The 12,481-nt window shown below is 74.0% G+C and carries 12 protein-coding genes; 7 read left to right on the top strand and 5 right to left on the bottom strand.

The features are described from left to right. Positions 1–173: 173 nt before the first annotated feature. The gene (locus P3T27_RS38755) at positions 174–446 is read right to left on the bottom strand and encodes a WhiB family transcriptional regulator (RefSeq protein ID WP_063349134.1); all 273 of its coding nucleotides are present in this window, start codon (positions 444–446) and stop codon (positions 174–176) included. A gap of 628 nt (positions 447–1,074) precedes the next feature. On the opposite strand from P3T27_RS38755, the gene P3T27_RS38750 reads away from it, so the two are divergent. The 3 genes from P3T27_RS38750 (at position 1,075) to P3T27_RS38740 (ending at position 4,181) form a co-directional block, all read left to right on the top strand. After that, on the top strand, positions 1,075–1,698 hold the full coding sequence (locus P3T27_RS38750; RefSeq protein WP_280686046.1) for a cysteine dioxygenase family protein: 624 nt from the start codon (positions 1,075–1,077) through the stop codon (positions 1,696–1,698). 80 nt (positions 1,699–1,778) lie between these two features. Further along, positions 1,779–2,738, top strand: coding sequence for a 2-phospho-L-lactate transferase (gene cofD / locus P3T27_RS38745; RefSeq protein ID WP_280686044.1), 960 nt, complete (start codon positions 1,779–1,781; stop codon positions 2,736–2,738). 150 nt (positions 2,739–2,888) lie between these two features. Then, a complete protein-coding gene (locus P3T27_RS38740; RefSeq protein ID WP_280686043.1) occupies positions 2,889–4,181 on the top strand; it encodes a coenzyme F420-0:L-glutamate ligase in 1,293 nt (430 codons plus the stop codon). A gap of 204 nt (positions 4,182–4,385) precedes the next feature. Here P3T27_RS38740 and P3T27_RS38735 read toward each other — a convergent pair whose 3' ends face one another. Continuing rightward, complete coding sequence (locus tag P3T27_RS38735; protein ID WP_348534200.1) at positions 4,386–5,303, bottom strand: DNA-3-methyladenine glycosylase 2 family protein; 918 nt, start codon at positions 5,301–5,303, stop codon at positions 4,386–4,388. Positions 5,304–5,357: 54 nt separating this feature from the next. Here P3T27_RS38735 and P3T27_RS38730 point away from each other — a divergent pair, with 54 nt between their 5' ends. Beyond that, entirely contained in the window at positions 5,358–5,849 is a 492-nt protein-coding gene (locus P3T27_RS38730; protein WP_280686041.1) for an SgcJ/EcaC family oxidoreductase, read from the top strand. On the opposite strand, the gene P3T27_RS38725 is transcribed toward P3T27_RS38730, so the two are convergent. Further along, positions 5,846–6,388, bottom strand: coding sequence for an N-acetylmuramoyl-L-alanine amidase (locus P3T27_RS38725; RefSeq protein ID WP_280686040.1), 543 nt, complete (start codon positions 6,386–6,388; stop codon positions 5,846–5,848). The genes P3T27_RS38730 and P3T27_RS38725 overlap by 4 nt on opposite strands. A gap of 115 nt (positions 6,389–6,503) precedes the next feature. Here P3T27_RS38725 and P3T27_RS38720 point away from each other — a divergent pair, with 115 nt between their 5' ends. From P3T27_RS38720 to P3T27_RS38710, 3 genes are all read left to right on the top strand, one after another. Further along, positions 6,504–7,295: a TIGR03089 family protein gene (locus P3T27_RS38720; protein ID WP_280686039.1), complete on the top strand. Its 792-nt coding sequence runs from the start codon at positions 6,504–6,506 to the stop codon at positions 7,293–7,295. 141 nt (positions 7,296–7,436) lie between these two features. Continuing rightward, a complete protein-coding gene (locus tag P3T27_RS38715) occupies positions 7,437–8,678 on the top strand; it encodes an LCP family protein (protein WP_348534199.1) in 1,242 nt (413 codons plus the stop codon). A gap of 193 nt (positions 8,679–8,871) precedes the next feature. After that, complete coding sequence (locus tag P3T27_RS38710; RefSeq protein ID WP_280686038.1) at positions 8,872–10,536, top strand: LCP family protein; 1,665 nt, start codon at positions 8,872–8,874, stop codon at positions 10,534–10,536. Between the two features lie 41 nt (positions 10,537–10,577). Here P3T27_RS38710 and P3T27_RS38705 read toward each other — a convergent pair whose 3' ends face one another. Together P3T27_RS38705 and P3T27_RS38700 are read right to left on the bottom strand one after the other, a co-directional pair. Beyond that, positions 10,578–11,069, bottom strand: a complete 492-nt coding sequence (locus tag P3T27_RS38705; protein ID WP_280686037.1) for an acyltransferase — start codon at positions 11,067–11,069, stop codon at positions 10,578–10,580. Between the two features lie 48 nt (positions 11,070–11,117). Next, positions 11,118–12,158: a glycosyltransferase family 2 protein gene (locus P3T27_RS38700; protein WP_280686036.1), complete on the bottom strand. Its 1,041-nt coding sequence runs from the start codon at positions 12,156–12,158 to the stop codon at positions 11,118–11,120. Positions 12,159–12,481: the final 323 nt, after the last annotated feature.

Raw genomic sequence — 12,481 nt, 5'->3', positions numbered from 1 at the left:
GCAACCGGATGGCGCACCACACTAACGGCTCCGGATGACGGCTTCGTCCGCGGTGCCGGTGCGGAACCGGTGAAGAGGGGGCCGGGAACACGAAAGCGCCCCACCACCGCGGTGAGGCGCCCGTACTGCTGTGAGGTTGTCGAAGGGTCAGCGGGGGTCAGGGCCCACCCCGGTCAGACCGCGCTCTTCTTGAGCCGACGACGCTCGCGCTCGGAGAGGCCGCCCCAGATGCCGAACCGCTCGTCATTGGCGAGGGCGTACTCCAGGCATTCCGACCGGACCTCGCAGGCGAGGCAGACCTTCTTCGCCTCGCGAGTGGAGCCGCCCTTCTCGGGGAAGAAGGACTCGGGGTCGGTCTGGGCGCACAACGCGCGCTCCTGCCAACCGAGTTCCTCCTCTTCCTCCGCGATGCCGTCACCGATCAACAGCTCAAAGAGCTCGCTCATGTGGCGCGCCTCCTCTGCCCCTACTTGGCGTCCCCGTGGTTGCCGTTGCCTCGTGCGGCCGACGACACGAGTGAAATTACAGTTGCGTCACTCTGGCCCAGTCAAGCCGAGCTCTGGTATTGGGGCCAGGATTCACTCCCCGGCACCAAGCCGTTACGAATAGTGTACATATTCGGACACATTGGACCTTCAGCCCAAAAGCCCCGGACGGCCTCGAACCGTCCGCACCTATTCGCCGAGTGACGCTCGGTCACCATCACAGGCCGGTCATCGCCCTGCCTTCCCGGCGATCTTCCCATCGAAACATAGACGGTGATTTATCACCCCATCCGGGCAGCTTCCGGACCTAACCCCCTCGAATACCCCATCCCTGCGTTTGACACCGGGACCGTGGGTACGGTCTCCTTTCCCCCATGTCAGAGTTCGCCAGCCCCCGGAGCGGTTCCACGCTCCGTCGTGCCGTGAACTCTTGTTGTCGCCTCTGTTCCTGCTGTATCTAGGCGCCCGCGTCCCACCGCGCGCCGCCCCCAGGAAGCACAGAGGCCGCCCGCGATTCCGCCCCAGGACATCCCGGATCCGGCTGATCCCTGACGAACCAGCCGCCACTCCGAGGACGACTCCCGTGCGCATGACCCGCATCCGCCAGCGGAACCGCGACCGCAACAAACTCGCCCGTCGTGGACTCGCACCCGCCGCTGCCCGCCCCGCCCGGTCCGCCCGGGGCTGGACCGACGGCCTCAGCGACGTCTCCATCGCCGGCGACCCGCTCGCCTTCCCGCACCTGGCCCGCACCGACCTGCCCGCCCACCCCACCACCGTCGCCGACCACGCCCGGCTGGTCCGCGAGATCGCCGCCGACCGCGCCCGCTGGGAGCCACTGGTCCGCTACGACGCGCTCACCCGCTGGTACGCCCGGCTGGAGACCGGCCCCGGCTACGAGGTCTGGCTGCTCAGCTGGCTGCCCGGCCAGAGCAGCGGCTTCCACGACCACGGCGAGTCCTCCGGCGTGATGACCGTCGTCCAGGGCGAGCTGATCGAGCGCTCGCTGACCCACGAGGGAGAAGCGGCGCGCACCCTGCGCCCCGGCGGGCAGCGGGTCTTCTCCTCCGGCTACCTGCACGAGGTCGTCAACGGCACGCTCGAACCCGCCGTCTCCATCCACCTCTACACCCCGGGCCTCACCGAGATGAACCAGTACGGCGACACCTCCGTCCCCGAACAGCACCCGCAGGCCCAGGCCGGGACGCACTGAGCACCCGCCGTCGTCAGCCCGGCCGTCGCGCCCGGCGGCGGCCGGGCTGACGGGCAGTCCGGCCGTGGCAGGATGGCCCCATGCGCATCGTGGCACTGGCAGGCGGAATCGGCGGAGCGCGCTTCCTGCGCGGACTCCTCGCGGCGGTCGGACCGCAGGACGAGATCACCGTCATCGGCAACACCGGCGACGACATCCACCTCTACGGCCTCAAGGTCTGTCCCGACCTCGACACCGTGATGTACACCCTCGGCGGCGGCATCCACGAGGAGCAGGGCTGGGGCCGCACCGACGAGACCTGGTCGATCAAGGCCGAGATGCAGGAGTACGGCGTCGGCCCCGAGTGGTTCGGGCTCGGCGACCGCGACTTCGCCACCCACCTCGTCCGCAGCCAGATGCTCACCGCCGGTTACAGCCTCAGCCAGGTCACCGAGGCGCTGTGCGTGCGCTGGAAGCCCGGCGTACGGCTGCTGCCGATGAGCGACGACCGGGTCGAGACCCACGTGCGGATCACCGACGAGCAGGGCACCCGGGCGATCCACTTCCAGGAGTACTGGGTCAAGCTGCACGCCGCCGTCGACGCCGAGGCGATCATCCCGGTCGGCGCCGACACCGCCAAGCCCGCGCCCGGCGTCCTGGAGGCCATCGCCGACGCCGACGTGATCCTCCTCCCGCCGTCCAACCCGGTCGTCTCGATCGGCACCATCCTCTCCGTCCCCGGCATCCGGGAGGCCGTCGCCGCCGCCCCGGCACCCGTCGTCGGGCTCTCCCCGATCATCGGCGGCGCCCCGGTGCGCGGCATGGCCGACAAGGTGCTCGCCGCCGTCGGCGTCGAGGCCACCGCCGAGGCCGTCGCCCTCGACTACGGCTCCGCGCTGATCGACGGCTGGCTCGTCGACACCGCCGACCAGGACTCGGTCGCCGCCGTCGAGGCCGCCGGGATCGCATGCCGGGCCGTCCCGCTGCTGATGACCGACGTCGAGGCCACCGCCGAGATGGCCCGGGCCGCGCTCGCCCTCGCCGAGCAGGTGCGCACGTGAGCGAGCGGAGCTCGCGAACCGTCAAAAGGTGCGCGTTTCGCGAAGCGACCGCCGAGCGCGGCGAGGTGGGCGCATGAGCGAGCGGAGCTCGCGAACCGTCAAAAGGTGCGCGTTTCGCGAAGCGACCGCCGAGCGCGGCGAGGTGGGCGCATGAGCCTGGAGGTCCTGCCGGTCGAGGGGCTGCCGGAGGTCGACGCCGGGGCCGACCTCGCCGCGCTGCTCGCCAAGGCCGGCGACTACCGGGACGGCGACATCCTGCTGGTCACCTCGAAGATCGTCAGCAAGGCCGAGGGCCGGCTGCTGCACGCCGCCGACCGCGAGGCCGCGATCGACGCCGAGACCGTCCGGGTGGTCGCCCGACGCGGCCCCGCCCGGATCGTCGAGAACCGCAACGGTTTCGTCATGGCCGCCGCCGGCGTCGACGCCTCCAACACCGCCCCCGGCACCGTCCTGCTGCTGCCCGAGGACCCGGACGCCTCCGCCCGCGCGCTGCGCGCCGGGCTCCAGCGGCTCACCGGACGCCGGCTCGCCGTCGTCGTCACCGACACCTTCGGCCGCCCCTGGCGCAACGGGCTCACCGACGTCGCCATCGGCGCCGCCGGGCTCACCGTCCTGGAGGACCACCGGGGGCGCACCGACAGCCACGGCAACGAGCTGACGCTCACCGTCACCGCCACCGCCGACGAACTCGCCGCCGCCGCCGACCTGGTGAAGGGCAAGGCCACCGGGGTGCCGGTCGCCGTCGTCCGCGGGCTCGGCCACCTCGTCACCGCCGAGGACGGCGAAGGCGCCCGGCCGCTGGTCCGCCCCGCCGTCGACGACATGTTCCGGCTCGGCACCTCCGAGGCGCTGCGCCAGGCCGTCACCCTGCGGCGCACCGTCCGCTCCTTCACCGCCGAGCCCGTCGACCCCGCCGCCGTCCGCCGCGCCGTCGCCGCCGCCGTCACCGCGCCCGCTCCGCACCACACCACGCCGTGGCGGTTCGTCCTGCTGGAGACGGCGGAGGTCCGCACCCGGCTGCTCGACTCGATGCTCGCCGCCTGGCAGCGCGACCTGCGCGAACTCGATGGCTGGGACGACGCCCGGATCGCCCGCCGCACCGCCCGCGGCGACGTCCTGCGCGACGCGCCCTACCTGGTGGTGCCGTGCCTCGTCATGGACGGCTCGCACCACTACCCCGACCAGCGGCGCGCCACCGCCGAACGGGAGATGTTCACCGTCGCCGCCGGCGCCGCCGTGCAGAACCTGCTCGTCGCCCTCACCGGCGAGGGCTACGGCTCCGCCTGGGTGTCGTCCACCATGTTCTGCCGCGACACCGTCCGCGCCGCCCTCGACCTCCCGGCCGGCTGGGACCCGATGGGCGCCATCGCCGTCGGCCGCCCCGCCGAAGCCCCGCGGGCGCGCCCCGAGCGCAGCGCCGACGCCTTCATCGAGGTGCGGTAGCGACCTCGGCGAGCAATGCGGCCCTCCCGATCGTCGGGTCCCCCAGGTGCTGCACCGCCTCACGGGCGGCCAGCGCGTCGGCGGCCTCGTCGCGGGCGGCGCGCGTCCGCGCCTCGGCCCGACGGAGCAACTCGGCCAGGCGCACAGCGACTTGACGTGCGCCCAGGGGGAAGCCGCGACCTCGGCGTAGCGGCGCCGGGCCGGTCATCTGCCCCGGTGGTCGTTGGGGGTGAGGCGGGGGCCGTAGCGGGGGGCGTGGACGGCGGTGGCTGCCAGGAGGCGGCAGACGCGGTGACGGTGCGGGCGGTAGGGCTCCAGCAGGGCGAGCATCTGGGCGTCGTCGCTGCGGGGGCGGCCGGCCAGGGCCCAGCCGACCAGGTTGGGCAGGTGGAAGTCGCCGACCGAGACGGCGTCCGGGTCGCCGTTGCTGCGCTGCAGGGTCTCGGCGGCCGTCCAGGTCCCGATCCCCGGGACGGCGGTGAGGCGGGCGAAGGCCTCGGCGTGGTCCATCGCGGAGGCCTGCTCCATCCGGGGGGCCAGCCGGACGGCGCGCATGATCGTCGCCGAGCGCTTCGGATCCACCCCCGCACGGTGCCACTCCCAGCTCGGCACCAGGGCCCACTCCCGGGCCGACGGCGCCACCCGCAGGCCCTCGGCCGGGCCCGGCGCCGCGGTGCCGAAGTCCCTCAGCAGGGTGCGCCAGGCGCGGTACGCCTCGTCGGTGGTCACCTTCTGCTCCAGGATCGCCGGGACGAGGGATTCCAGGACCAGTCCGGTGCGGGTGAGGCGGACCCCGGCGGTGCGGCGCTGGGCGTCCCGCAGCGGGCCGGGCGGCAGCACCAGGGCCTCCGGATCGTCCTGCGCGCCCAGCAGCGCCGGCAGCCGTTCCAGCAGCCACTGCGCGCCCGGGCCCCAGGCGGTGGCCTCCACCTCGCCGGCCCCCGGCCGCGCCAGCACCCGCAGCGTCCCGATCCCCGCCGGGGTCCGGGACGCCCGCCAGATCGCGCCGTCGCCGGTGGTGCGGTACGCCGGGTCGGCGGGGCCCCGGCGCAGCGGCAGCAGCGTCCGGGCCGCGTCCAGCGGGAAGCCCGGCCGCCAGCGCCGTACCGACTCGCCCGTCACCGCCGTACGCCTCCTCCGCTGTCCGGCTCCACCGCCTTCGTCGACCATGGGGATATGAACGATACGCGGCTGCCGGAGCTGTCCTCCGGGGACGAGAGCGCGGTGCGGGCGCTGTACCACCGGGCGCTGGAGGGGTGGAACCAGCGGGACGGCTCGGCCTTCGCCGGGCCGTTCGCCGAGCACGGGGAGGTGGTCGGCTTCGACGGGACCAGGCACTGCGGGCGGTCGGTGATCGCCGCCGAGCTGGGACGGATCTTCGCGGACCACGCGACGCCGGAGTACGTGGCCAGGGTGCGGCGGGTGCGCGCGCTGGGGGCCGGGGTGGCGCAGCTGAACGCCGTCGCGGGGCTGGTGCCGGACGACGCGGAGGACCTGGACCCGGCGCTCAACGCGGTGCAGACGGTGATCGCGGTGAACGCCGGGGCGGGGTGGCGGATCGAGCTGCTGCAGAACACCCCGGCGCGGTACGACCTCCGGCCGGACCTGGCGGCGGCCTTGACGGCGGAGCTGCGGGGGCTGGTCGGGCGGGTGCCGGGGCCTGCCTAGAGGGTCTGGAGGTGGGCCGCGGCCGCGCGGAGGGCGGGGAGCCGGGCGTAGAGGGCGGCGCCGGGGCACTCGGTGTTGAAGGCGTCGCGGTGGCCGGAGACGGCGTCGAAGGCGACGACGGTGCCCTTGGGGTAGCGGCTGGCGTCGGAGCTGGAGGTGAGCTGGGCGCGGCCGTCCGCGGCGCGGCCGGTGAGGCCGAGCTTCCAGGCGGCGATGGCGGCGAGGCCGTCCAGGAGGGGCTGGGGCGGGGAGTCGGAGACGAAGGTGCCGATGGCGGCGACGCCCGCCGAGTCGGTGTTGAAGCCGAGGGTGTGGGCGCCGTGGACGGGCCGGTCGACGCCGAGGAGTTCGAACGGCCCGGTGGTGCGCGGGGCCAGGCCGGAGCCGGGGCCGAGCGGCAGTGAGGTGACCGAGCCGCCGCCGGCCGAGGCACGGCGCCGGGCACCGTCCGGGTCGGCCGGACCGGCGGTGGCGGCGGGCTGGAGGAGCAGGGCCACGGTGCAGCCGGCGAGCAGGCCGGCCGGGAGGGAAAGGCGCATAGACCGGATGGTGGCGGCAAATCGGACCGCTCGCCACGCCGCCCCGTGCCCCTCCCGCCACCCTCCCGCCACCCCTCCCGACGCCCCACCCGAAGGCCGTAGGCTGGGGCGCACCATGACTGCGCATTTCGCTGCCGATGCCCGCACCCCCGTCGAGCTGCTGCACGCATACCTGCGAGGCGGCACGCCCACGGTCGATCCCGCGGCCCCGCTGGTCACCTTCTACGACGACGCCACCGGCGAACGGGTGGAGCTGTCCGCCCGGACCTTCGACAACTGGGTGGCCAAGACCGCCAACCTCCTCCAGGACGAGTTGAACGCCGGCCCGGGCGACCGGGCCGCGCTGCTGCTGCCCGCCCACTGGCAGAGCGCCGTCTGGCTGCTGGCCTGCTGGTCGGTCGGGGTGACGGCGGTGCCCGCCGGAGACCCGGCCGCCGCCGACCTGGTGGTCAGCGGCCCGGACGGCCTGGCGGCCGCCCAGGCCTGCGAGGGCGAGCGGGTGGCCCTGGCCCTGCGCCCGCTCGGCGGGCGCTTCCCACAGCGCCCGGACGGCTTCCTCGACTACGCCGCCGAGGTGCCCGGCCAGGGCGACCGCTTCGCGCCGTACTCGCCCGTGGCCCCGGACGGCCAGGCGCTGGAGACCGCCGTGGACGGGCTGCCGCTGAAGCTGACCGGCGAGCAGACCGTCGCGCTGGCCCGCGAGGGGGCCGTCCGGCTCGGGCTGAAGCCCGGCGACCGGGTCCTCTCCACCCTGTCGTACGAGGACTGGGCGGGTCTGGAGGCCGGTCTGCTGGCCCCGCTGGCGGCCGGCGCCTCGGTGGTGCTGTGCCGCAACGCGCAGGAGCTCACGCCCGAGCAGTGGGAGAAGCGGACCGAATCCGAACGGGTGACACTGCGTCTCGGGTAATCCCCAGTTCCGGCCGGGCGGGTAGGGATCCCTGCCATGGCCGAGGACGACACCGCGCACCCCCCGACCGACACTTCCCCGACGGACGCTCCCCCTTCCGGACCGGGACCCGGACGCCCGCACCGGCGCCGGCGGTGGCTGTTGATCACCGCCGGCGTCGTCGCGTTCCTGCTGGTCGCCACCGGGGCGCTGTTCTGGATCGCCTACCGCACGCTGGACGGCAACATCCGCACCGACTCGGCCACCGACGAGCTGCTCGCCCGGCTGGAGGCCGAGCGGCCGAGCCGGACGGCCGGGGCCAAGGGTGCCGAGAACATCCTGCTGATCGGCAGCGACGACCGCTCCGGCGCCAACGCCTCGTACGGCGGCGAGCCCGGCGCCCAGCGCTCGGACACCACGATCCTGCTGCACCTGGCCGCCGGCCGCGGGCACGCGACGGCGGTCTCCATCCCGCGCGACGTCATGGTCACCGTCCCCGCCTGCGAGAAGCCGGACGGCACCCGCGGCAAGGCCGGGCTGATGCAGTTCAACTGGGCGTTCGAACTGGGCGGGCCGGCCTGCTCGATCCGCACCGTCGAGCAGCTGAGCGGCATCCGGATCGACCACTACGTGATCCTCGACTTCAGCGGCTTCAAGACGATGGTGGACGCGATCGGCGGGGTCGAGGTGTGCGTCCCGCAGGCCATCCACGACAAGGAGGCCAAGCTCGACCTGGCCGCCGGGCGGCAGAGCCTGCACGGCGAGCAGGCGCTCGGCTACGTCCGGGCCCGGGAGAGCCTGGGCGACGGCAGCGACACCCAGCGGATGGGCCGTCAGCAGCAGTTCCTGGCCGCGCTGATCCGCAAGGTGCAGTCGCAGGGCGTGCTGCTGAACCCGGCGCGGCTGTGGCCGGTGCTGGACGCGGCGACCTCCTCGGTCAAGGCGGACGGCGGACTGTCCTCGCTCGGCGCGCTGTACGACCTCACCCAGGACCTGCGGGGCGTCCCCTCGACGGACGTGGTGTTCCTGACGGCGCCGCGCCGGCCGTACCGGTACGACTCGGACCGGGACGAGTTCGTGCAGCCGCAGACCACCCAGCTGTTCACCGCGCTGCGGGACGACCGGCAGGTCGCCGTCCGACCGCCCGATGCGGCGCCGTCGCCGAGTGCCGGGGCGGGCGTGGGGGCGAGTCCCGGGGCGGGCGTTCGTGCGAGTCCCGGGGCGGGCGTTCGTGCGAGTCCCGGGGCGGGCGTGCGGGCGGGCGTGGGTGCGGGCGCGAGTCCGGCACCCGGTGCGGGGTCGAACGAAGTGGCCGGCGCGACGGCGGGGGCGTCACCTTCGGCGGGCGCCTCGCCCACCTTCGAGGGACGTACGGCCGACGTGGACGCCTGCGCACCGCACTGATCGGGGCTGCGCCGCAGGTCGGCGCGGGTTTTCCGGAAAGTTCCCGGGTTCTGGGAGCTTGACCGGGCTATTACCTGACCATGGCACGGATCACACCCGGAACGATTCCCCCGTTCGGCTCGTTTAGTGTGTCCGGATCGGCCCGCCGAATGGGCGAGCCGAAGCCGTCACCGGTCGGAGGTAGGGAACCCCCGTGCAGCAGGACAAACCGGAGGTCGATCCCGCCGACCAGTGGACGCGTGACCCGGAAACCGGCCAGTACCGGCTCGACCCGTCCGCCGGCATCCCCGGGCAGCGCCGCCGCCCGTCCGGCCGGAACGCCGCGGCGGCCCCGGCCGCGCCCGCGGTCGAGGCCGGGGAGGCCGCCGGGCCGGGCCGCCGGGACTCCCGACGCCGGGCGGCAGCCGCCGCCAAGCGGACCCGGCGCCGCCGGGCGCTCAAGTGGACCGCCGGGGCCGGCGCCCTGGTGATGGTCGCGGGCTGCGGCGGGGCGTACTACCTGTACCAGCACTTCAACAGCAACCTGACCTCCGTCAAGGTCCAGCTCGGCAACGAGGAGGAGCGCCCCAAGGCCGCCGGGGACGCGCTGAACATCCTGGTGCTGGGCACCGACAGCCGGCAGGGCCTCGGCCGTGAGTACGGCGACGAGGGCAGCGCCGGGCACGCCGACACCACGCTGCTGTTCCACATCTCCAAGGACCGCTCCAACGCGACCGCGATCAGCATCCCGCGCGACCTGATGGTGCCGATCCCGGAGTGCCAGAGCTCCGACGGCAAGAAGATCCCCGGCACCGCGCGGGACATGTTCAACACCAGCCTCGGCCAGGACGGGCGTGACCCGGGCTGCACCTGGAAGACGGTGGAGAAGATCACCGGGATCCGGGTCGACCACTTCGTGCAGGTCAACTTCGAGGCGGTGAAGACGCTCTCCAGCGCCGTCGGCGGGGTCGAGGTCTGCGCGGCCAAGGACATCAACGACTCGGACTCGCACCTGAAGATGAGCAAGGGCCGGCACGTGGTCCAGGGCGAGGAGGCGCTGGCCTTCGTCCGCACCCGGCACGCGGTCGGCTTCGGCGGCGACCTCACCCGGATCCCGCTCCAGCAGCAGTTCATCAGCTCGATGATCCGCAAGATCAAGAGCGACGACACCCTGACCAGCCCGAGCAAGCTCTACAAGCTCGCGGACGCCGCCACCAAGGCGCTCACCGTGGACTCCGGGATAGGCAGCGTCGACAAGCTGAAGGACCTCGCGCTGGACCTCAGCAAGGTGGACACCAAGAACATCACCTTCGCCACCGTGCCGGTCCTGGACGACCCCAAGGACAAGGACCGGCTGGTGCTCAAGCAGCCGGACGCCGGGCAGCTGTTCGCGATGATCGCGGGCGACCGCTCGCTGACCGAGACCGCCACCCCGGCCGCACCCGAGACCACCGAGGCCGCGCCGGCGCCCGCGCAGCCGGCTCCGACCGCCACCACCCCGGCGGTGGACCCCAAGGACGTCCGGGTGACGGTGCGCAACGGCAGCGGGACGCGCGGGCAGTCGGGGCCGACCGTGGACAAGCTCCGCACGAAGGGTTTCGCCAAGGCTGCGACGGCCTCCGACGCGCCCGTCACCGCGAGCAGCTCGGTGTCCTACCCGACCGGGCAGGAGGCCGCGGCCGCCGCCCTGGCCGCCGCCCTCGGCCTGCCCGGCGACGCCGTCCGGCCGGACCCGAAGGCCGACCCGAAGGGCTCGCTGGTGGTGGTGCTCGGCAAGGACATCCTCACCGCGCCGACCACCCCGGCCGCGCCCCCGACCGAGGCGCCGAAGGACCTCCAGCGGGTGCAGGCGGACGACACCGACGCCTGCGCCAAGTGACCCGAGCAGCCGGCCGGGCCGGACAGACCCCAGGGCGTGCCCTAGCCGGGCGCGAGGGTTCCGCCGGTCTCCCGGTAGTGCTCGCCGGTGCGGGGGCAGTGCCAGCGGCCGTCGCCGGCGGGCTCCAGCGGCTCGCCGGCGCGGCCGACCCAGCCGATCCGGCGGGCCGGGACGCCGGCGACCAGGGCGAAGTCCGGGACGTCCCGGTGGACCACGGCGCCGGCCGCGACCAGTGCCCAGCGGCCGACCGTCACCCCGGCGACCAGGACCGCCCGGCCGCCGATCGAGCATCCCTGACGAAGCGTCACCCCCTCGGCATGCCAGTCCTGTTGACGCTTGGGGCGGCCGTCGGGGGTCACCGCGCGGGGGTGGCGGTCGTTGGTGAGGACGGCGGCCGGGCCGATGAACACCCCGTCCTCGCGGACCTGGGCGAGGTGCCACACCGTCGTCCCCGCACCGACGGCGGCCCGTCCGTCGACGTCCGTGCTCGGCTCGATCCGGGCCGCGCCGGGCCCGCCCTCAGCTGTCCCCATGCGCACCGACGATAGCGGCGCGGGACGGGCCCTTGGGGCCGGGCGGCGTCAACTCGCCTTGGACAGCACGTCCGTGGCGGCCGGGTCGACACTGCTTATCACCCTGCGGGCCAGCGAGCGGGGCGAGGTGAGGAAGCCGAAGCCCCAGCTGAGGTGCATGGTGGCGAGCGCCACCGGCAGCAGCGCCTTGGCCTTGAACGACAGGCCGCGGCCCTCGACCAGCCCGCCGCCGACGATGCCCAGCAGGTAGGCGCCGGGCACGGCGAGGAAGGCCGGGTGGACGGCGGCGCCCAGCACCAGCCCGAGCGTGACGGCCAGGAAGGCGGTCGGCGGGGCCAGGTAGCGGAGGTTGACCGAGCCGCGGTGGTAGCGGGTGACCACCCGGCGCCAACGGCCGTAGTCCTTGTACTGCTTGGCCAGCGCCCGCACCGACGGCCGGGGCCGGTAGGTCACCTTGAGCTGCGGGGTGAACCAGACCAGCCCGCCGTCCTGGCGGATCCGGTAGTTGAGCTCCCAGTCCTGGGCGCGGATGAACTCCTCGTTGTAGCCGCCGAGCTTCTCCAGCACCTCGCGCCGGAACACCCCGAGGTAGACGGTGTCCGCCGGACCGGCCAGGCCGCCGGTGTGGAAGGCCGCGTTGCCGACACCGATCTTGGAGGTCATCGCGGCGGCGACCGCGTTCTCCCACTCGGTCTCGCCCTCGGCGTGCATGATGCCGCCGACGTTGGCCGCCTCCATCTCGCTGAGCAGCCGGACCGCGGTGGTGATGTAACCGGGGGTGAGCAGGCCGTGGCCGTCCACGCGCACCACTATCGGATGGCGTGAGCCGCGGATCGCGGCGTTCAGTCCCGCGGGAGTACGACCGGTGGGGTTCGCCACGGTCCGTACCCGCGGGTCCTCCGCCACCAGCTCGGCCGCGATCTCCGCGGTCCGGTCGGTGGACGGACCGAGGGCGATCACCACCTCCATCGGCCCGGGGTACTCCTGGTCCAGGATGCGCCGGACCGCCGTACGCAGGTGTCGTTCCTCGTTGAGCACCGGCATGATCACGGAGACAGCCGGCAGCTCCTCAGCAGCCTTGGTGTTCATCGGGGCCAACCGTACCGGTGCGGACGCGTCTCCGTCTTGTCCCGGTCTGGGCCGCTGCGCGCACCTCGCGACGCCGGGCCGGTCCCTTGATCACGCCCACCGTACTCCGCGCCCTCCACGGGCCCGCAACGGGGCCCGGACGGGCGGATTCCGGGGGGCGAACCCGGGCCCGGACGGGCGTTCGGCAGGCCCTCGGCGGGGCCCGGAGGCGGCCGGAGCGGGTTCGGTGCAGGTTCGGCGCAGGTTCGGAGCACGTGGTGAACGATGGTGAAAACCGCGCATCGCGCGGTCATCGCAGCCCACCAGGGGCGGTCCGTGCCGCA

It is taken from the genome of Kitasatospora sp. MAA19, assembly GCF_029894125.1.
Classification (GTDB): Bacteria; Actinomycetota; Actinomycetes; order Streptomycetales; family Streptomycetaceae; genus Kitasatospora.
This window is presented reverse-complemented; position numbering and strand designations above follow the sequence as displayed.

What these genes read in the sequence shown, in the direction of transcription:
- P3T27_RS38725 (WP_280686040.1), bottom strand. Translation starts at nt 6,388, where the DNA reads ATGCGCCTTTCCCTCCCGGCCGGCCTGCTCGCCGGCTGCACCGTGGCC.
- P3T27_RS38705 (WP_280686037.1), bottom strand. Translation starts at nt 11,069, where the DNA reads ATGGGGACAGCTGAGGGCGGGCCCGGCGCGGCCCGGATCGAGCCGAGC.
- P3T27_RS38730 (WP_280686041.1), top strand. Translation starts at nt 5,358, where the DNA reads ATGAACGATACGCGGCTGCCGGAGCTGTCCTCCGGGGACGAGAGCGCG.
- P3T27_RS38740 (WP_280686043.1), top strand. Translation starts at nt 2,889, where the DNA reads ATGAGCCTGGAGGTCCTGCCGGTCGAGGGGCTGCCGGAGGTCGACGCC.
- P3T27_RS38750 (WP_280686046.1), top strand. Translation starts at nt 1,075, where the DNA reads ATGACCCGCATCCGCCAGCGGAACCGCGACCGCAACAAACTCGCCCGT.
- P3T27_RS38720 (WP_280686039.1), top strand. Translation starts at nt 6,504, where the DNA reads ATGACTGCGCATTTCGCTGCCGATGCCCGCACCCCCGTCGAGCTGCTG.
- cofD (WP_280686044.1), top strand. Translation starts at nt 1,779, where the DNA reads ATGCGCATCGTGGCACTGGCAGGCGGAATCGGCGGAGCGCGCTTCCTG.
- P3T27_RS38700 (WP_280686036.1), bottom strand. Translation starts at nt 12,158, where the DNA reads ATGAACACCAAGGCTGCTGAGGAGCTGCCGGCTGTCTCCGTGATCATG.
- P3T27_RS38755 (WP_063349134.1), bottom strand. Translation starts at nt 446, where the DNA reads ATGAGCGAGCTCTTTGAGCTGTTGATCGGTGACGGCATCGCGGAGGAA.